Origin of the sequence: Rhodococcus sp. 14C212 (genome assembly GCF_011058195.1) — a bacterium.
GTDB classification, from domain to species: Bacteria; Actinomycetota; Actinomycetes; order Mycobacteriales; family Mycobacteriaceae; genus Rhodococcus; species Rhodococcus aetherivorans.
Genome location: NZ_JAALEH010000001.1, coordinates 72243 through 91196, shown reverse-complemented (window position 1 = coordinate 91196; position 18954 = coordinate 72243). Strand labels below are relative to the sequence as shown.

Annotated in this window: 22 protein-coding genes; 10 read left to right on the top strand and 12 right to left on the bottom strand. The window is 72.6% G+C overall.

The annotated features are described in order from the left end of the window. Positions 1-1377 carry a coenzyme F420-0:L-glutamate ligase gene (locus G6038_RS00460; RefSeq protein WP_165035489.1) on the top strand — a complete coding sequence of 459 codons (1377 nt, stop codon included), beginning with the start codon at positions 1-3 and terminating at the stop codon, positions 1375-1377. Continuing rightward, complete coding sequence (locus G6038_RS00455; RefSeq protein WP_165035372.1) at positions 1374-1961, top strand: NUDIX domain-containing protein; 588 nt, start codon at positions 1374-1376, stop codon at positions 1959-1961. Before G6038_RS00460 ends, G6038_RS00455 begins: the two co-directional genes overlap by 4 nt. Here G6038_RS00455 and G6038_RS00450 read toward each other — a convergent pair. Genes G6038_RS00450 through rfbD form a run of 4 tightly spaced genes read right to left on the bottom strand, consistent with a single transcriptional unit; the run spans position 1958 to position 5614 of the window. Then, positions 1958-2713: an SGNH/GDSL hydrolase family protein gene (locus G6038_RS00450; RefSeq protein WP_165035371.1), complete on the bottom strand. Its 756-nt coding sequence runs from the start codon at positions 2711-2713 to the stop codon at positions 1958-1960. The genes G6038_RS00455 and G6038_RS00450 overlap by 4 nt on opposite strands. Positions 2714-2729: 16 nt before the next feature. Beyond that, a complete protein-coding gene (locus G6038_RS00445) occupies positions 2730-3815 on the bottom strand; it encodes an NDP-sugar synthase (RefSeq protein WP_165035370.1) in 1086 nt (361 codons plus the stop codon). Then, positions 3812-4717 (bottom strand): glycosyltransferase family 2 protein, encoded by a 906-nt coding sequence (locus G6038_RS00440; protein ID WP_165035369.1) that lies wholly within the window; start codon positions 4715-4717, stop codon positions 3812-3814. The genes G6038_RS00445 and G6038_RS00440 overlap by 4 nt, the downstream gene beginning before the upstream one ends. Before the next feature lie 36 nt (positions 4718-4753). Beyond that, complete coding sequence (gene rfbD / locus G6038_RS00435; RefSeq protein WP_165035368.1) at positions 4754-5614, bottom strand: dTDP-4-dehydrorhamnose reductase; 861 nt, start codon at positions 5612-5614, stop codon at positions 4754-4756. A 155-nt stretch (positions 5615-5769) separates the two neighbouring features. Here rfbD and G6038_RS00430 point away from each other — a divergent pair, with 155 nt between their 5' ends. Both G6038_RS00430 and G6038_RS00425 read left to right on the top strand, forming a co-directional pair. Next, positions 5770-7305: an LCP family protein gene (locus tag G6038_RS00430; protein WP_165035367.1), complete on the top strand. Its 1536-nt coding sequence runs from the start codon at positions 5770-5772 to the stop codon at positions 7303-7305. Positions 7306-7319: 14 nt separating this feature from the next. After that, on the top strand, positions 7320-8027 hold the full coding sequence (locus G6038_RS00425) for a TIGR03089 family protein (RefSeq protein ID WP_165035366.1): 708 nt from the start codon (positions 7320-7322) through the stop codon (positions 8025-8027). A 12-nt stretch (positions 8028-8039) separates the two neighbouring features. On the opposite strand, the gene G6038_RS00420 is transcribed toward G6038_RS00425, so the two are convergent. The 3 genes from G6038_RS00420 to G6038_RS00410 form a co-directional block, all read right to left on the bottom strand. Next, positions 8040-8393 carry a hypothetical protein gene (locus G6038_RS00420; protein ID WP_206024050.1) on the bottom strand — a complete coding sequence of 118 codons (354 nt, stop codon included), beginning with the start codon at positions 8391-8393 and terminating at the stop codon, positions 8040-8042. A gap of 79 nt (positions 8394-8472) precedes the next feature. After that, positions 8473-8976, bottom strand: coding sequence for a 5-(carboxyamino)imidazole ribonucleotide mutase (gene purE, locus G6038_RS00415; RefSeq protein ID WP_346772707.1), 504 nt, complete (start codon positions 8974-8976; stop codon positions 8473-8475). Beyond that, positions 8969-10171, bottom strand: coding sequence for a 5-(carboxyamino)imidazole ribonucleotide synthase (locus G6038_RS00410; protein WP_206024080.1), 1203 nt, complete (start codon positions 10169-10171; stop codon positions 8969-8971). Before G6038_RS00410 ends, purE begins: the two co-directional genes overlap by 8 nt. A 222-nt stretch (positions 10172-10393) precedes the next feature. Between G6038_RS00410 and G6038_RS00405 the strand changes: the two genes are divergently transcribed. Next, positions 10394-10942 (top strand): GtrA family protein, encoded by a 549-nt coding sequence (locus G6038_RS00405; protein WP_165035364.1) that lies wholly within the window; start codon positions 10394-10396, stop codon positions 10940-10942. A gap of 52 nt (positions 10943-10994) precedes the next feature. Here G6038_RS00405 and G6038_RS00400 read toward each other — a convergent pair whose 3' ends face one another. The 4 genes from G6038_RS00400 to G6038_RS00385 are packed head-to-tail and all read right to left on the bottom strand — an operon-like array spanning position 10995 to position 14489. Next, positions 10995-12299, bottom strand: a complete 1305-nt coding sequence (locus G6038_RS00400) for a HAMP domain-containing sensor histidine kinase (RefSeq protein ID WP_165035363.1) — start codon at positions 12297-12299, stop codon at positions 10995-10997. A 10-nt stretch (positions 12300-12309) separates the two neighbouring features. After that, positions 12310-12993 carry a response regulator transcription factor gene (locus tag G6038_RS00395; RefSeq protein ID WP_100057411.1) on the bottom strand — a complete coding sequence of 228 codons (684 nt, stop codon included), beginning with the start codon at positions 12991-12993 and terminating at the stop codon, positions 12310-12312. Between the two features lie 38 nt (positions 12994-13031). Beyond that, positions 13032-13577, bottom strand: coding sequence for a PH domain-containing protein (locus tag G6038_RS00390; RefSeq protein ID WP_165035362.1), 546 nt, complete (start codon positions 13575-13577; stop codon positions 13032-13034). Between the two features lie 45 nt (positions 13578-13622). Next, positions 13623-14489, bottom strand: coding sequence for a biotin--[acetyl-CoA-carboxylase] ligase (locus G6038_RS00385; protein WP_165035361.1), 867 nt, complete (start codon positions 14487-14489; stop codon positions 13623-13625). Between the two features lie 117 nt (positions 14490-14606). On the opposite strand from G6038_RS00385, the gene G6038_RS00380 reads away from it, so the two are divergent. The 5 genes from G6038_RS00380 (at position 14607) to G6038_RS00360 (ending at position 18562) form a co-directional block, all read left to right on the top strand. Then, entirely contained in the window at positions 14607-16247 is a 1641-nt protein-coding gene (locus tag G6038_RS00380; protein WP_165035360.1) for an acyl-CoA carboxylase subunit beta, read from the top strand. Positions 16248-16399: 152 nt separating this feature from the next. Further along, positions 16400-16708, top strand: a complete 309-nt coding sequence (locus G6038_RS00375; RefSeq protein ID WP_165035359.1) for an acyl-CoA carboxylase epsilon subunit — start codon at positions 16400-16402, stop codon at positions 16706-16708. 2 nt (positions 16709-16710) lie between these two features. Then, complete coding sequence (locus G6038_RS00370) at positions 16711-17367, top strand: nucleoside triphosphate pyrophosphatase (protein WP_165035358.1); 657 nt, start codon at positions 16711-16713, stop codon at positions 17365-17367. Between the two features lie 25 nt (positions 17368-17392). Further along, positions 17393-18190, top strand: a complete 798-nt coding sequence (locus G6038_RS00365; protein ID WP_165035357.1) for a class I SAM-dependent methyltransferase — start codon at positions 17393-17395, stop codon at positions 18188-18190. A gap of 9 nt (positions 18191-18199) precedes the next feature. Then, a complete protein-coding gene (locus G6038_RS00360) occupies positions 18200-18562 on the top strand; it encodes a cupin domain-containing protein (protein ID WP_165035356.1) in 363 nt (120 codons plus the stop codon). On the opposite strand, the gene G6038_RS00355 is transcribed toward G6038_RS00360, so the two are convergent. Continuing rightward, positions 18528-18929 carry a group III truncated hemoglobin gene (locus G6038_RS00355; RefSeq protein WP_165035355.1) on the bottom strand — a complete coding sequence of 134 codons (402 nt, stop codon included), beginning with the start codon at positions 18927-18929 and terminating at the stop codon, positions 18528-18530. The genes G6038_RS00360 and G6038_RS00355 overlap by 35 nt on opposite strands. Between the last annotated feature and the right edge of the window lie 25 nt (positions 18930-18954).

Here is an 18954-nt window from a genome sequence, read left to right as displayed (position 1 = left end):
ATGCCCACCGACACGGCCGCCGGGACCGCCGCCGGAGTGCGCGACCACTCCCCCGGACGGCCGATCGAGATCCTCCCGGTGCCGGGCCTGCCCGAGTTCCGGCCCGGCGACGACCTCGCCGCCGCACTGGCCACTGCCGCACCCTGGCTCGCCGACGGGGACGTCCTCGTCGTCACCAGCAAGGTCTTCTCCAAGGTCGAGGGCCGCATCGTCGACGCCCCCACCGACCCCGAGGCCCGCGACGCGCTCCGGCGCCGCCTCGTCGACCAGGAGGCCGTACGCGTGCTCGCCCGCAAGGGCCGCACCCTCATCACCGAGAACCGGCTCGGGATCGTGCAGGCAGCCTCCGGGATCGACGGCTCCAACGTCGCCGCATCCGAACTCGCCCTGCTGCCCGAGGACCCGGACGCGAGCGCCGCGGCGCTGCGGGAGCGCCTGGGGACCCTGCTCGGCGTGACGGTCGCGGTGGTCGTCACCGACACGATGGGCCGGGCCTGGCGCGTCGGCCAGACCGACGCCGCGATCGGTGCGGCCGGGATCCCGGTGCTGCACGAATATGCGGGATCCCGGGACGCGCAGGGCAACGAGCTGTTCGTCACCTCGGTCGCCGTCGCCGACGAGATCGCCGCCGCGGGCGACCTCGTCAAGGGCAAGCTGGGCGGAGTACCGGTCGCGGTGGTCCGCGGCCTCGACCTGCCCGACAACGGTTCCACCGCACAGGAACTGATCCGCTGCGGGGAGGACGACCTGTTCTGGCTCGGCACCGCCGAGGCACTCGAGCGCGGCCGCCGCGAGGCGCTGCTGTTGCGCCGGTCGGTGCGCGAATTCTCCTCGGAGCCGGTCGATCCCGAGGATCTGCGGGATGCGGTCGCCGAGGCGCTCACCGCTCCGGCGCCGCACCACACCCACCCGGTGCGGTTCGTCTGGGTCCGCACCGAGCAGGTCCGCCGGCGGCTGCTCGACCGCATGCGCGAACGCTGGGCCGCCGACCTCGCCGGCGACGGGCTCGCACCGGCCGCGATCGACCGTCGGGTCGGCCGCGGCGCTCTCCTCTACGACGCCCCCGAAATGGTGATCCCGTTCTGGGTTCCCGACGGCGCGCACAGCTACCCCGACGTCCGCCGCACCGCCGCCGAGGCCACGATGTTCACCGTCGCCGCCGGCGCCGCGGTCCAGGGCCTGCTGGTCTCGCTCGCCGTGCGCGGGCTCGGCAGCTGCTGGATCGGGTCGACGATCTTCGCCCCGGATGTCGTGCGGCGTGAACTCGACCTGCCCGCGGACTGGTCGCCGCTCGGCGCGATCGCGGTCGGACATCCCCTCGAGCCGGCGACGCCGCGCGTCGCCCCCGCGACCGGCGACCTGCTGCTGGAACTGTGACCGCGTCCACGCTGCACGCCTCGGCCGTCGACCGGCTGCAGACCTGGCGGACCGATTCGGCGGACGCGGAGTCGCTGCGGCACACCATGTTGGCATTTCTCGACGCCGCGCCCGAGGGGTGTCTGCGCCGGCACGTTCCCGGTCACGTCACGGCGTCCTCGCTCGTGCTCGACGCCGACCGCCGGCACGTGCTGCTCACACTGCATCCCCGGGTGGGGCGGTGGATCCAGCTCGGCGGGCACTGCGAGGAATCCGACGAGACGGTCGTCGACGCGGCGCTGCGGGAGGCGACCGAGGAGTCCGGCATCGAGAACCTGGTCATCGATCCGGAACTGCTCTCGGCGCACACCCATCCGATCACCTGCTCGCTGGGCCGCCCGACCCGGCACCTCGACCTGCGGTTCCTCGTTGTCGCGCCACCCGGGGCCGTGCCCGTCCGCAGCGCGGAATCCACCGACCTGCGCTGGTGGCCGGTGGACGCACTGCCGCCGGAGGCCGAGCACGACACCCTCGGGCACCTGCTCGGCCTCGCCGCCGCACGCACCGGGGCGGGCCCCGCCGCACACACCGGGGCGGGCCGTTAGACCGGTTGTAGCGTGGGGCGTTTCGGTTCGATGCCGTCACCCGAGGAGGTGCCACGCAGGCGCCGGCCGACCCAGGGGATCAGGAATTCGCGTGCCCACCGGCGGTCCTCGGCCCGCTTCGCCGCCGAGACCACCGGCGCGGCATCGAATTCGGCCGGGGTGAGCGTGTGTGCCACACCGAGGAGATCGAGCACGCGGATCGCCATGTTCCGGTGACCGGCCGGCGACATGTGGAGCCGGTCGAAATCCCACATCCGCAGGTCGCGGTACTCGGCGAACCGCCAGAAGTCGACGATCGTCGCACCGTGGCGGTCGGCGATCTCCCGGACCAGCTCGTTGTAGACCGCCCAGCGGCCGCGCAGGACCCCGAACACCGGCGCCCAGCTACCGTCGTAGGCCGTCCACACGAGCACCCGTGCACCCGTGGCGGCAAGCTTGCCGATCGCGTCGTCGTACTCGGCCGCCAACGCGTCGAGGTCGAGCTTCGGACGCATCAGATTGTTGCCGCCGGCGTAGATCGTCACCAGGTCCGGCCGCAGCGCGATCGCCGCGTCGAGCTGCTCGTCGAGGATCGGACGCAGCAGCCGTCCGCGCACGGCGAGGTTCGCATACCCGAATCCGGGGTTGTCGCGGGCGAGCTCCTCGGCGACGAGGTCCGCCCAGCCACGCAACCCGTTGGGCCGGGCCGGATCCGGGTCCCCGACGCCTTCGGTGAACGAATCACCCAGCGCCACATACCGTTCGAACTTCATCGTGGAACCCCCCTGCTCACACGTCGGTGCTGAAACGGATCCCCCCGTCGGGGATCTGCACACCGGGCCAGACCCGGGCGCCGCGCAACAGCTCGCAGCGCGCCCCGATGTCGGCGCCGTCGCCGATCACCCCGTCGCGGATCAGGGCGCGGGGACCGACCCGGACCCCGAATCCGATGATGGACCGCTCGATCACCGCCCCGGCCTCCACCCTCGCGCCGTCGAAGATCACCGCGCCGTCCAAGCGTGCGCCGGCGCCGATCTCGGCGCCGCGGCCGACGACGGTGCCGCCGATCAGCAGGGCACCGGGCGCGACGGAGGCACCGGGATGGACGAGGGATTCGCCGCGCTGCCCACCGAGCGCGGGCGACGGCGCGATGCCGCGCACCAGGTCCGCCGAGCCGCGCACGAAGTCCTCCGGCGTGCCCATGTCCCGCCAGTAGGCGGCGTCGACGTGCCCGTACACGCGTTTGCCCTCCGCCAGCAGGGACGGAAAGACCTCACGCTCCACGGATACCGGACGGCCCTCCGGGATCGACTCGATGATCTCGCGCTTGAAGACGTAGCAGCCGGCGTTGATCTGGTCCGTCGGCGGATCCTGCGTCTTCTCGAGGAACGCGGTGACCCGGCCCTCCTCGTCGGTCGGCACGCACCCGAACGCGCGGGGGTCGCCCACGCGCACCAGGTGCAGCGTCACGTCGGCGTCGGTGCGCAGGTGCGTGTCGAGCACCGCGCCGAGATCCGTGCCGCCCAGGACGTCACCGTTGAAGACCATGACGTTGTCGGCGCGCAGCCGGGGCAGGACGTTGCGGATGCCGCCGCCGGTGCCCAGCGGCTCCGCCTCGGTGACATACTCGATCTCGAGACCCAGTTCCGAGCCGTCACCGAAGTAGTCCTCGAAAACCTCCGCCTTGAAGGATGTTCCGAGCACCACGTGCTTGATGCCGGCCGCACGGATCCGCGTGAGCAGGTGCGTCAGGAACGGCAGGCCGGCGGTGGGCAGCATCGGCTTCGGCGCGGACAGGGTCAGCGGCCGCAGCCGGGTGCCCTGCCCACCCACCAGGATCACCGCATCGGTGTGCGGCGCAGCATCGTTCGTCATCGTGTCCCCTGTTCCGTGGTCTTGCCCGCCCCGGCCGCCCGCGCCCGTTCGCGCGCCGCCGCGGCCACCGACATCCTCGACCGGGCGGCGAGCCCGGCCCGCAGCGCCCACCGCAGCGGCGCCTGCCACGGATGCGGGTGCCGGTCCGCCTGGAACCGGTACGCGCTCTCGTGGTGGGCCGGCAGCATCAGCTCGGGATGCCGGCCGGCGGCGTGCCCCTTCGCGTGCGTGACCTCTGCGGAGGGCACGTACACGTTGAGCCAGCCCGCCCGGCCGAACCGGTCGCCGAGATCGACGTCCTCCATGTACATGAAATAGCGCGAGTCGAAGCCGTCGACCGCGTCGAACGCCGCCCGCCGCACCAGCAGGCACGACCCGGACAGCCACCCCACCGCCCGTTCGGAGACGGTCTCGTTCTCCTGCCGGTACCGCTGCGTCCACGGATTCTCCGGCCACACCGTGCCGAGCAGCGCGTGCCCGGCGCCGGCGACCAGCCCGGGCACCGATCGCGCCGACGGATAGACGGTGCCGTCGGGCTCGCGGATGAGCGGACCCAGGGCGGCCGCCCGCGGCCAGCGACGCGCACCCTCGAGCAGCCGGTCCAGCGACCCGGGCCCCCAGCGCACGTCGGGATTGGCGACGACGACGAACTCCTCCGCCGGATCGACCTCCGCGACGGCCCGGTTGACGGCCCCGCCGTAGCCGATGTTGCCGCCGGTGTGCAGCAGCCGCACGTTCGAGTGCCGGGCCGCGGCGTCTTCGGGGGTGCCGTCGGCGGACCCGTTGTCCGCCAGGATCACTTGGGTGGGCAGGTTCGTCGCGCCGGTCAGCGAGGTCAGGAAGTGCTCCAGATGCTCACCGGGCGAGTAGGTCACCGTCACCACGGTCAGCTTCGAACTCACGCCGTCACCTTAGCCGCCGGGCGCGGCCGCGCCGAATCACGCCCGGGCCCGCAGGGCGCCGATCGCGGCGTGCAGCGCGGGCCGCCACGGCCGGAGCGGCGTCAGCCCGGCCGCGGCCCACGCGCTGCCGTCGAGGACGGAGTAGGCCGGGCGGGGTGCGGGCCGCACGAACTCGTCGCTGCCGCAGGGCTGCACGCGGCCCGGGTCGGCGCCCACCTCGGCGAAGACCGCACAGGCGAGGTCGAACCAGCTGGCCTGCCCGGAGTTCGTCGCGTGCAGGACCCCGCCGGGCACCGCACCGGCCCGGGCGGCGAGTTCGAGGAGCCCGTCGGCGAGGTCGGCGGCGTAGGTGGGGCAGCCGACCTGATCGTCGACGACCCGCACGGTGTCGCGTTCGCGCTCGAGCCGCAGCATCGTCGCGACGAAGTCGCTGCCTTCGCCGGTGTAGAGCCACGCGGTGCGCACCACGTGGGCGGTCGGCAACCGGTCGAGCACCGCACGCTCCCCCGCAAGCTTCGACCGGCCGTAGACGGTGCGGGGCCCGGTCGGATCGCCGACCCGGTACGGGCGGTCCCCGTCGCCGGCGAACACGTAGTCGGTGGACACGTGGATCAGGTGCGCTCCGGCGGCCGCGCACGCGGCGGCCAGGTGGGCCGGTCCCCATTCGTTGACCGCGGCGGCGTCCTCCACATGGGTCTCGGCCGCGTCGACGGCGGTGTAGGCGGCGCAGTTGAGCACGACGGCGCCCGGTTGGACGAGCGCGGCGACGGCATCCGGATCGGTGATGTCCGCCTCCTCCGCGCCGACGCCCCGGATCGGGAGGCCGGCCGCGGCGCCGCGGGTGAGCAGGTGACGGCCCAGCTGTCCGCGGGCTCCGGTGACGAGAACGGTCTGCACGGGCACGAGTCTGGCACGCCGGCGCGGCTGTCACCCGGTAGCCGGCGCGGCTGTCACCCGGTACGAGCCGGGCACGCCGCGGCGGGTGCCACAAGGGCCGCGGTGTCGGCAGTAGCCTGGGTGCGACCGCCGACGCCCGACGAGAGGACCGCCAGGTGCCGCCAGAGCCGCCCACACGCCGAGTGCCGGCGCGCGACGCGGGGGGAGGATCGGGGGTCTTCCGCGGCCGGCCGCTGCGGATCGCCGTCAGCGTCGCCGCGGCGCTCACCCTGGTCGTCACCGGCGTCGCGTGGCGCGGCATCGATTCGCTGCGCTCCTCGCTCGCCACGGTGGGCGGGCTCACCCTGGGCGACGGCCGGGACGGCGCCCTCGACATCCTCCTGGTGGGCACCGACAGCCGCACCGATGCACACGGCAATCCGCTGTCCCAGCGCGAACTCGACGCGCTGCGGGCCGGCGAGGAAGTGGCCAACAACACCGACACGGTCATCCTGGTCCGGGTACCGCTCGACGGCACCTCGGCCACCGCCATCTCGATCCCCCGCGACACCTACGTCCAGGTGCCCGACATCGGGATGTCGAAGATCAACGCCGCGTTCGGCGCCACCAAGGAGACCGAGCGGCTGCGACTCGTCGAGTCCGGCGAGTCCGATGCGGCTGCCGAGAAGGCGGCCACGCAGGCGGGCCGGGAGGCGCTGGTCGAGTCGGTCGCCGACCTGACCGGCGTCACGGTCGACCACTACGCCGAGGTCGGCCTGCTCGGGTTCGTGCTGCTCACCGATGCCGTCGGCGGCGTAGACGTGTGCCTGAACAACCCGGTCGACGAGCCGCTGTCCGGGGCGAACTTCCCCGCCGGCGAGCAGACCCTCGACGGCGCGGACGCCCTGAGCTTCGTCCGGCAGCGCCACGACCTGCCCCGCGGCGACCTGGACCGGATCGTGCGCCAGCAGGTGTTCATGGCCTCACTCGTGCAGAAGGTGCTCAGCGCGAAGACGCTGAGCAACCCGTCCAAGCTGAACCAGCTCAGCGCGGCCGTGCAGAGGTCGGTGGTCCTGGACTCCGACTGGGACATCCTCGACCTGGCCACCCGGATGCAGGACCTCGCCGGCGGCGCCGTGCAGTTCTCCACGATCCCCGTCCAGGACCTCAACGCGATGACCGACTACGGCGAATCCGTGGTGCAGGTGGATCCGGAGGAGGTGCGCCGCTTCGTCGCCGACCTCGTCGAACCCGGCTCCGGCGACGACGGGTCGCAGCCCACGACGAGCGCGGCGCCGGAGGTCGATGCCGGCACGATCACGGTGGACGTCGCCAACGCCGGTGGCGTCGCCGGCCTGGCCTCCCGCGTCGCGGCCGTGCTCGTCGGCGACGGCTTCGTCGAGGGCGGCGTCGGCAACCACACCGGCCGCGCGGTGGACGAGTCGACGGTCTTCGCCGCCGATCCCGAGTCCGACCAGGCGCGTGCCGTCGCGGAGGCGCTCGGTGGCCTGGCCACCGCCGCCGACCCGTCGCTCGACGCCGACACGGTGCGGGTGGTGCTCACCGAGGAGTATGCGGGACCGGGCACGGATGCGGACGTCACCTCCGTGGCCTCCGGATCGGATCTCGTGAGCGCCGGGGCCACCCCGACGTCCGTCCCGGCCGCCCCGCCGATCGACGCCGGCTCCGCCGGCCCCCGCTGCGTGAACTGAAGAACGAGGAAGCTGTGACCACTCTGACCGACACCCTGCTCGATCCGATCCTGGCCGCCGACCCGGCCGGCCCCCGCATCACGTGGTACGACGACGCGTCCGGCGCCCGGATCGAGCTGTCCGCGGTCACCCTGGCGAACTGGGCCGCCAAGACGGCGAACATGGTGCGCGACGAGTTCGGTCTGCTGCCCGGCGGCCGGGTGGCCGTCCTGCTCCCGGCCCACTGGCAGAGTGCCGCGGTCCTGCTCGGGGCGTGGTGGGCCGGCGCCGAGGTGGTACTCGAACCCGACGACGCGGACCTCGCGCTGGTCACCGCGGACCGTCTCGACGATGTCGCGGACGTCGCCGAGGTCGCCGTCCTCTCGCTCGATGCGTTCGGCCGGCCCGTGCCGGACCTGCCGGTGGGGGTCACCGACTACGCGACGCACGTGCGGGTGCACGGTGACCAGTTCCGCTCCGCCGGGGACGGCGGGCCGGTGCTCGACGGACGGACGGCCGGCGAAGTGGTTGCGGCGGCCCGGGACGCGGCCGCGGCGGCCGGCATCACCGGCGCGGACCGGGTGCTGTCGAGCCGCGACTGGGGCACCCCGCAGGCGCTGACCGACGGCCTGCTCGCCGTCCTCGCCGCGGGGGCGTCGCTGGTGCAGGTGAGCAACCCGGACCCGGCTGCCACGGATCGACGGGTCGAAAGCGAGAAGATCACCGTCCGGCTGAACGGCTGAGGGCCGGCAGGTTCAGGCGACGTAGCCCCCGTCGGCGAGGCCGGCCTCGATCTCGAACCTGTTGCGGGCACCCGGGTGGCGCAGCTCCTCCCAGGCGTAGCGGACGGCGAATCCGGCCCCGTGCCGCGCCCACTGATCGGCGTGGACCGCCTCGTGCCGCAGGATCCGACGCGACGGTGGCCGGCCGGTGAGGAACACCCCGCCGATCGTCGTGCCCGACCGGGCGTAGCCGCCGCGCATCCCGGTGCACACATAGAGGCCGAACTCGTCGTCGAAGCCGACGCGGCCACCCCACCCCCGGGCCCACAGCAGGGCCAGGACCGTCACCGCCCGGGCCTGCGCGTCGCCCCGCGACGCGCGCACCATACGATCCGCGCCGCGAGCAGTCGTCCGCGCGCGCAATTTCAAGGGCGGACGACCGAAAAGCGCGCGTACGTGCACGAAGTCAGCCGAGCAGCGTCCGCCGCAACGCGTCGTCCTTCTCGAGCACCATCTGCTCGAGGCCCGCCTGGAACTGCTCCATCCGTTCCCGCAGCGCGGGGTCGGCCGCGCCGAGGATACGGGCGGCGAGCAGGCCGGCGTTGCGGGCGCCGCCGATGGAGACGGTCGCGACGGGCACCCCGGCAGGCATCTGCACGATCGACAGCAGCGAGTCCATGCCGTCGAGGTACTTCAGGGGGACCGGCACGCCGATCACCGGGAGCGGGGTTGCGGAGGCGACCATGCCCGGAAGGTGGGCGGCACCGCCGGCGCCGGCGATGATCACCTTGATGCCGCGCCCGGCGGCGTCGCGGGCGTAGTCGAGCATGCGTTGCGGGGTGCGGTGCGCCGAGACGACCCCCACCTCGAAGCGGATCCCGAACTCGACGAGCGCCTCGGCGGCGGCCTGCATCGTCGGCCAGTCCGAGTCGCTGCCCATGATCAGGCCGACCTGTGCTCCGTCAGTCACCGTGAGAATCCCATCCGTCGGTCCACACTCCGTGCGAGAGCCAGTGCGCCGCGCGTTCCGCGCGTTCGCGCACCGCCGCCACGTACTGCGGGTCGTCGATCGACCCGGACGCGTCCCCGAGCACGTTGACGTGCCCGATCTTGCGGTCCTTGCGCTCGCCCTTGCCGTAGAGGTGCACACGCACGTCGGGCATCCGGGCGAACAGGTGGTGCAGCCGCTCGTCCATGCTCATCGCGGGCGCCTCGGGGGCGCCGAGCACGTTCGCCATCACCGTCACCGGGACGATCGGTGACGTGTCGCCGAGCGGGTAGTCCAGCACCGCGCGCAGGTGCTGTTCGAACTGTCCGGTGCGGGCGCCGTCCATGCCCCAGTGCCCGGAGTTGTGCGGCCGCATCGCGAGCTCGTTGACGATCAGCTCGCCGGATTCGGTCTCGAACAGCTCGACCGCCATCACCCCGACCACGCCGAGCTCGGCGGCGATGCGCAGGGCCAGCTGTTCGGCGCCGGCCTCGATGTCGGCCCGCAGGTTCGGGGCCGGCGCGATGACGACGGCGCACTGCCCGTTCAACTGCACGGTCTCGACCACGGGCCAGCTCGCGCCCTGCCCGAACGGCGAGCGCGCGACCATCGCGGACAGCTCCCGCCGCCACGAGACCTTCTCCTCGGCGATGAGCGGCACCCCGGCCGCGAGCTGCTCGGCGACGATCCGCTGCGCCTCGTCCACGTCGTCGGTGATCCACACACCGCGACCGTCGTAGCCGCCGCGCGCCGACTTGATCACCACGGGCCACCCGTGCTCGTCGCCGAACGCGGTGAGGTCGTCCACCGAGGTGAGCTCGGTGAACGGCGGCACCGGGGCACCGAGCTCCGCGAGACGCCGGCGCATCGCGAGCTTGTCCTGCGCGTAGATCAGGGCCTGCGGCGGCGGCTGCACGCTGACGCCCTCGCGCTGGAGCACCTCGAGGTGCTCGGTGGGCACGTGCTCGTGGTCGAAGGTCAGGGCGTGGACGCCGGTCGCGGCACTGCGCAACGCGTCGAGATCGGTGTGGCTGCCGAGCACCACGTCGGGGCTGACCCGCGCGGCCGGATCGTCCGGGCTCGCGGCCAGCACCCGCAGGGTCTGGCCGAGCGCGATCGCGGCCTGGTGGGTCATCCGGGCGAGCTGGCCGCCGCCGACCATCGCGACGACCGGCATACCGGTGGGCAGCGTGCGGGGAGAGTGCGAGCGGGCGTCGCCGGCGGGAGTTGCGGCGGCAGCCGAGTCCGGGGGTGTAGCGGTCACGGCTCACCATGGTGTCACAGCGGGCGGTGGGCGCGGCGCCGCGCTCCCGCGCGACACCCCGTCGTTCCTGTGGTAAAGCTGATAAACCGCCCGCGGGTGCGTGTGTTCGGATCCCGGTTTCGTAGACTCGTCCGGGTGTCTTTCGTCGATGCTGCCGTGAACCGAGTCCCCGAGCCTCTCCGGGGCCTGTTGCTGCGGCACCACGAGTTGATCAAGTTCGCGATCGTCGGCGGCACCACCTTCGTCGTCGACTCGGTCATCTTCTACACCCTCAAGCTCACGGTGCTCGAGGAGAAGCCGGTGACCGCCAAGGTCATCGCCGGCGTGATCGCCGTGATCTGCTCGTACGTCCTCAATCGGGAGTGGTCGTTCAAGAACCGGGGCGGCCGGGAGCGGCACCACGAGGCGCTGCTGTTCTTCGCCGTCAGTGGCATCGGCGTGGTCCTCAGCTTCATCCCGTTGTGGATCTCGAGCTACGTGTTCGACCTGCGGGTGCCGAACGTCAGTCTCACCATGGAGAACATCGCCGACTTCGTCAGCGCCTATCTCATCGGCAATCTGCTGCAGATGATCTTCCGGTTCTGGTGCTTCCGCCGTTTCGTGTTCCCGGAGGAGATGAACCCCGGCGGGGGCGATGTTCCCGAGCACGAGGAACTCGCCGAGGAAGGCCTGGGGCACTCCTGAATCCGGTCCCCGCCGCCGCGGGTCAGCCGAATCCGGTCCCCGCCGCCGCGGGTCAGCGCGGTTCCCGGATCCCCGCGTGGGCGGACTCGTCGCGGGTCGAGCCGAGGAACAGGGCGAACAGGGCGGGCCGGCGCCGTTGCAGTTCCAGGCGCCCGCCGTCGGCCTCGGTCAGGGCACGGGCGAGCGCGAGTCCCACCCCGGTCGAGCCGGTACCCGAGAAGCCGCGGTCGAAGATGTGGGGGGCCAACTCGTCGCTGACACCGTCACCCTCGTCGATCACCTCCACGCACACGGTCGATCCGCCGCCGTGGGTCGACACCCGCCGCACGGACACCGTGCACGTTCCACCGCCGTGCATGAGTGCGTTGTCGACCAGCACCGCGACGGCCTCGCGCAGCCGGGATCCGGTCACGCGGCTGCGCAGCGACGGATCGCCGCTCAGTAGCAGTTCCCGGCCCGCCTCCTTGTAGGGCCCCCGCCAGTCCGCGATCACTCCCGCCAGCTCCCCCACGACGGACACCTCGGTGCGCAGCTCGGACCCGCTGTTACGGGACGCGCGGACCAGTTCGTCGATGGCGGTGGTGAGCCGGTCCACCTGGCGCATCGCCTCCTCTGCCTCCTCGACGACGGCCGGGTCGGAGTGGGTGGACAGCTCGTCGAGGCGCAGCCGCACCGCGGTCAGCCGGGACCGCAGCTGGTGCGAGACGTCGCCGACGAGGGCGTGCTCGCGCTGCAGGCGCCCGGCGATCTCGACGGTCGCGGCGTCGAGGACGTCCGAGACGCGGTCGAGTTCCGGGATGCCGTGCCGGCGTGGATCGGGCCGGAAGTCGCCGTCGGCCAGCCGGCGGGCCCGCGCCGCGACGTCGCGCAGCGGGTCGGCCAGCCGGCGCGCGGTGACGACGGCGACGACGGCACCGACGGCCATGGACAGCAGCACCAGCAGCGTCACCCCGACCAGGACCTGCCGCTGCAGCAGGCGCATGTCCTCGGACGGCGCCTCGAGCCGCAGGGATCCCGACGTTCCCATCGACAGGGACTCGACCAGAGGGTTCGGTACTGCGGCGGCGCCGATGTCGAGGCGGGCCGCGGCGTCCTCGGGGGTCGGATAGACGACGAGGAGACGGCCGCCGTCGGGAACGACGAGCCGCAGGGAACTGGTGTCGAGGCCGCCGTCGACCAGGCCGTCGGCGCCCTCCTGGGCGATGATCTCCGCGGACATGCGGTCGAGCCGGTCCTGGAGGTCACTGCGCGCGGTGTCCTCGACGAACAGCCAGGCGGTGTAGGCGAGCGGGACTCCGAGCAGCAGGGCCACGAGCAGCGAGCCCGCAAGGACCGCGAACAGGATTCGGCGGCGCACTCCGGTCCCGTCAGTCGGTGTTCAGGCGGAAGCCGACGCCGCGGACGGTGGCGATGCGCCGCTCCCCGGCCGGGCCCTCGTCACCGATCTTGCGGCGCAGCCAGGACATGTGCATGTCGAGGGTCTTGGACCCGCGCAGGTCGGCGTCGCCCCACACCTCCTGCAGGATCGCGTCCCGTGAGACCACCTGGCCGGCGTGCTCGAGCAGCACCCGCAACAGTTCGTACTCCTTGTTGGCGAGGGTGACCTCGGAGCCGTCGACGAGCACGCGCCGGGCCGCCCGCTCGAGCCGGATCCCCGCGACCTCGACGATGTCCTCGGGCTCGCCGCCGCCACGGCGGCGCAGCAGCGCCCGCACCCGGGCCATGAGCTCGGCAAGCCGGAAGGGCTTGCCGACGTAGTCGTCGGCGCCGGCGTCGAGGCCGACGACGAAGTCGACCTCGTCGGTACGGGCGGTGAGCATCAGGACGGCGAGGTCGGAGCGGTGGGCACGGATCTGCCGGCACACCTCGAGCCCGTCGATGCCGGGCAGCCCGAGGTCGAGGATGAGCAGCTCGTAGTCACCGGACAGGGCCCGTTCGAGCGCGGCGGGACCGGTCTGTTCGACGGTGACGTCGTATCCCTCCCGGCCCAGCGCCCGGGACAGGGGCGCGGCGATGGCTTCGTCGTCTTCGGCGAGCAGGACTGCGGTCACGGATCCAGCGTACGGATCGGGACCGGCCGCCCGGCGCGTTACCAGGCTTTGCGACTCGGCCCGTCGGGTCGGGGTTCCCGGTCCCGCGCCGGGTCGGCGTGGAACGCCTGCTGGTACAGCAGGGCATGCACGTGCTGCACGTCGGGGATGTCGTCGAACTCGAGCGGATCGTCGGCCGCGGAGACGATGACGAGGGTGCCGGTGCGCAGGATCCGGTCCAGCAGGCCGTGCCGGAACTGCACGTTGCTGATGCGTCCCATCGGGATGTCGATGCCGGAGTGGGTGAGCACGCCCTGCCGGACGAGCACCCGCCGGTCGGTGACGATGAAGTGGGTCGACAGCCAGCTCACGAGCGGCGCCAGGCACTGCCACGCGACGATCGCCGCCCACAGCACCGCGAGCACGATCGTCACTGTGCTCGCGGTGGAGCCGTCGAGCCGGGCCTGGCTCAGGCCGAGCAGGAATCCGGCGAGCGCGGTGACGACCAGGAAGATCGCCGCCGGCACGATGAGCATCTTCCAGTGCGGATGCCGGTGCAGCAACAGCCGTTCCTCGGGGGCGAGGGCGTCCTCCGGGTATCCCATGCCGGACACGATGGCACAGCCGCGGCGCCGGGCGCTCGAGCCGGGTCAGGGCACCGGGCGCAGGTGGGTGATGTCTCCGGCCGACACCGCGATCGGCTCGCCACCGTCGTCCGGGATGATGACGATGCGGCCCTGCTCGTCGACGTCGACCGCGACGCCGTGCAGTTCCGTGTCGCCCGGCAGGACCGCCCGCACCCGGCGGCCGAGCGTGCCGCATCGGTCGCGGTAGGAAGCGGCCAGACCGGCGACGTCCCAGCCCGCGACGTACCACTGCTGCCACCGGCGGCCGAGTTCGCGCAGCAGGGCCTCGGCGAGTGCGGTGCGATCGAGGTCGGTCGCCCCGGCGAGCGCGAGCGACGTCGCGGTGGGGACCGGCAACTCGTCCTCGGTGAGCGAGACGTTGAGGCCGATGCCCACCACCACGACGGGGTCGGGGTGGGTGCCGGCGACCTCGGCGAGGATGCCGGCCACCTTGCGGCCCTTGACGAGCACGTCGTTGGGCCACTTCAGTTCGGCGTCCACAGCGGTGACCGAGCGGATCGCGTCGACGGTGGCGATGCCGGCCAGCAGCGGCAGCCAGCCCAGGTCGGCGAGGTCGATGCCGGGCATGCGCAGCAGCACCGAGACGATCACCTGGGCGCGGGGAACACCGGTCCATCCACGCGAGTGCCGGCCCCGGCCGCCGTGCTGGAACTCGGCGAGCAGGACGCGGCGGTCGGCTCCGGGTTCGCGGGCGGCCGCGAGCAGGTCGGCGTTGGTGGAGGCGGTCTCGGTGACGACGTCGAGGCGCCGGTAGAACGCGTCGGGGTCGGCGCCACGCACGAGCGCGGCGCGCAGCCGGGCGGCATCCAGCTCGCGCCGCGCGGGCGCGGGGTCGACGGGCGGGCTCTGCGGTTCGGGTTCGGTGGGCATCCGCACAGCCTAGGATGGGCAGCGAAACGTACTCGCCGGTAGCTTCAGTTCAATGATTCAACACAAGCGGGGCCTCGGTGCGCGATCGCTGACTGACGCTCGCTAAGCTCATGGGTCATGACCACTGTCCAGGAGCCGTCCGCGCCCGAGGCGGCGAGTACGCCCGATATCCACACGACTGCCGGCAAGCTGGCGGACCTGCGCAATCGCCAGGCTCAGGCTCAGGCCCCGAGCGGTGAGGCCGCCGTCGAGAAGGTGCACGCGAAGGGCAAGCTGACCGCCCGCGAGCGGATCCACGCGCTGCTCGACGAGGGCTCGTTCGTCGAGCTCGACCAGCTCGCCCGGCACCGCAGCACCAACTTCGGCCTGGCCGAGAACCGCCCGGTCGGCGACGGCGTCGTGACCGGCTACGGCACCATCGACGGCCGCGACGTGTGCGTGTTCTCGCAGGACGCGACCGTCTTCGGCGGCAGCCTCGGCGAGGTCTACGGCGAGAAGATCGTCAAGGTCATGGACCTGGCGCTCAAGACCGGCCGTCCGCTGATCGGCATCAACGAGGGGGCGGGCGCGCGCATCCAGGAGGGTGTCGTCTCGCTCGGCCTCTACGGCGAGATCTTCCACCGCAACGTGCAGGCCTCCGGGGTGATCCCGCAGATCTCGCTGATCATGGGCCCGGCCGCCGGCGGACACGTCTACTCCCCCGCCCTGACCGACTTCGTGGTGATGGTCGACCAGACCAGCCAGATGTTCGTCACCGGTCCCGACGTCATCAAGACCGTCACCGGTGAGGACGTCACCATGGAGGATCTCGGCGGCGCGCACACCCACATGGTCAAGTCCGGTGTCGCGCACTACGTCGCCGACGGCGAGCAGGACGCCCTGGACTACGTCAAGGACCTGCTGTCCTACCTGCCGAGCAACAACCAGGCCGCCGCGCCGCGCACCGAGCCGACCGACCCGATCTTCGGGTCGATCGAGGAGTCGCTGACCGAGGAGGACATCGAGCTCGACACGCTGATTCCCGACTCGGCGAACCAGCCGTACGACATGCACGAGGTGATCCGCCGCCTGCTCGACGACGACGAGTTCCTCGAGGTCCAGGCCGAGCGCGCCCAGAACATCATCGTCGGCTTCGGCCGCGTCGACGGCCGGTCCGTCGGCATCGTCGCCAACCAGCCGACCCAGTTCGCCGGCTGCCTGGACATCGACGCGTCGGAGAAGGCCGCGCGCTTCGTGCGCACCTGCGACGCGTTCAACGTCCCGATCGTCACGCTCGTGGACGTGCCGGGCTTCCTGCCGGGCACCGAGCAGGAGTACAACGGCATCATCCGTCGCGGCGCCAAGCTGCTGTACGCGTACGGCGAGGCCACCGTCGGCAAGATCACCGTCATCACCCGCAAGGCCTACGGCGGCGCGTACGACGTGATGGGCTCGAAGCACATGGGCGCGGACGTGAACCTGGCCTGGCCGACCGCGCAGATCGCCGTGATGGGCGCCTCCGGTGCCGTCGGCTTCGTCTACCGCAAGCGCCTGCTCGACGCGGCCAAGAACGGTGAGGACGTCGACGCGCTGCGCCTCGAGCTGCAGAACGAGTACGAGGACACCCTGGTGAATCCGTACGTCGCCGCCGAGCGGGGCTACGTCGACGCGGTCATCCCGCCGTCGCACACCCGCGGGCAAATCGTGGCGGCCCTGCGGCTGCTCGAACGCAAGATGGTCACGCTTCCGCCGAAGAAGCACGGGAACATCCCCCTCTGACGGCCGCACGGCCGCGACCATCCCGGCCGGCTCGGCCCTTCCGAGCCGGCCGGGCCACGACCCCACGAGAGGGACGACATGACTTCGAACGCGCAGCGATCCCGCTCCCGCGTCCTGCCCACCGGTTCCGGTAGCCTCCCGGGAGGTGTGTTGTGACTGCGGTAGCTGAGGAGAAGACCATCATCGACACCGAGGTGACCGAGGTCGCGGCGGCCGAGGAGGCCCCGGCGGCGGCGCCGGTTGCCGAGACCGCCGCCCCCGAGGCGCCCGCGGCGATCCGGATCGTCAAGGGCCGGCCCTCGGACGTCGAGGTCGCCGCGCTGGTGGCGGTGCTCGCCGCGGCCGCCGGGTCCGCCGCTCCCGCAGCGGACGACCGCCCGCGCGAGACGTGGGGCGACCCCACCCGGATGCACCGCCGGACGGCGCCGTTCTCGCCGTACTCGTACCCGAACCTGGGCTGATCATGGCGAGGCTGGTGCTCGCGTCGGCGTCCCCGGCCCGGTTGTCCGTGCTGCGCTCGGCCGGCGTCGCGCCGATCGTGCGGGTCTCGGCGGTGGACGAGGATGCACTGATCGCCGAGCTCGGTCCCGGCGCGGCGCCCGAACTGGTGGTCACCGAGCTGGCCCGCGCCAAGGCGGCGGACGTCGTGCCGGCCCTCGTGCGTGACAGCCTCGGCGACGACACCCTCGTCGTGGGCTGCGACTCGATGCTGCTGGTCGACGGGCAGTTGCAGGGCAAACCGGGGACGGTCGAGGTAGCGCGCGAGCGCTGGCGGGCGATGGCGGGACGCAGCGCCGACCTGCTCACCGGGCACAGCGTCCTGCGCCTGCGCGACGGCCAGGTCGTCGCCCAGGCCGCCGACCACAGCAGCACCACCGTTCACTTCGGCCGCCCCACCGACGACGACCTCGAGGCGTACCTGGCCAGCGGCGAGCCGCTGCAGGTGGCGGGGGCGTTCACGCTCGACAGCCTCGGCGGCTGGTTCGTCGAGCGCGTCGAAGGCGACCCCTCCTCGGTGATCGGGATCGGCCTGCCGCTGGTGCGTCGGCTGCTGGCCGAGGTGGGGGTGTCGGTGGCGCGGCTGTGGGCCTCGAACACCGCCGAGACGCCTTCTATTTAGGATTGCCTTCCCTTAATATTGGGATATGAGCGATCCCCATGCCCTGCCCATGTCCGAACGCGACTCCGCCCACCTGCCCGGCCACTGGCTGCTCGCCCGGCTCGGCAAGCGCGTGCTGCGCCCCGGAGGTGCGGGAATGACCGCGCGCCTGCTCGTCGACGCGGACATCGAGGGCAGCGACGTCGTCGAACTCGCTCCCGGCCTCGGTCGGACCGCGCGGGAGATCCTGGATTCGGCTCCGCTGTCGTACACCGGCGTCGAACACGACGACGCCGCGGCCGAGCTGACCCGAGCGGCGATCGGCGACCGTGGCCGCTGCGTCGTCGCGGACGCCGCCGCCACCGGCCTCCCCGACGCCGGCGCCGACGTCGTCGTCGGGGAGGCCATGCTCACCATGCAGACCGACGCGGCCAAGGCCCGCATCGTCGCCGAGGCCGTGCGGACGCTGCGCCCGGGCGGCCGGTACGCGATCCACGAACTCGCCCTCGTCCCCGACGCGCTCGACGATACGGTGAAGACGGAGATCCGGCAGGGCCTGGCCCGCTCCATCAAGGTCAACGCCCGTCCGCTCACCGTCGCCGAGTGGCGGGCCCTGCTCACGGACGCCGGCCTGAGCGTCGACGTCGTGCGGCTCGCCCCGATGGCGTTGTTGCGGCCCGCCCGGTTCGTCGCCGACGAGGGCGTCCTCGGCACCCTGCGCTTCGTACGCAACGTGCTGCGCGACGGCGACGCCCGCAAGCGGGTGCTGGGCATGCGTGCGACGTTCACGACGTACCGCACGTCGATCGCGGCCGTGGCGATCGTCGCGACGAAGCCGCGGTAGCCTGCGGTCGTGAGCCCCGCCGACGCGCCGCAGCCCGAACCCGCCGTCCCCGCCCTGTCGCACCTCGACGACGTCCGCGACGCCGTCGAGCCCTACCCGGACCGACCGCGCCCGCAGCGCGTCCTCGTCGCCGAGGGTGCGCGCGTCGTGGTCTTCGCCTTCGACGCCGGGCAGGAACTGCGCGAGCACACGGCCGCGTTTCCGGTACTGCTGCAGGCCCTCACGGGCCACCTGCAGGTGACCGCCGACGGGCGCACCGTGGACCTCGAGCCCGGCGGGGTGGTGCACATGACCACCCGCCTGCCGCACGCGGTACGAGCAGTCGAGCCGTCGCGGCTCATGCTGACGATGCTCGATCCAGCCGCGCGCTGATCGCCGCCGCGATCGATGCCGCCTTCGCCTTGGCGCGGTCGGCGTTCGTCCCGGCGAACAACTCGTCGACGGCCTCGTTCCACAGGTGCACCCAGCGGTCGAATCGGGCCGCGTCGAGCCCGTACTGCCGGTGCAGCGCGGCATGCACCGGCACGAGGGCGCCGCGGTAGCGGCCGGTGCGCAGCAGCACCTGCTCCCAGAAGTCTCCGACCGTCGGCAGATGGTCGTCGAGGCCGATCACGGCGAGGGTCGAGAACGGCGCCTCGAGCACGAGATCGACCAACGCGCGCTCGTAGAACCGGCGCAGCAGCCGATCGATGTCGGCGCGGGTCGCGAGGTCGGTCGGGGCGGACGGGGAGCGCAGCACGTTGCCCGACGGTACCGCCTAGAAT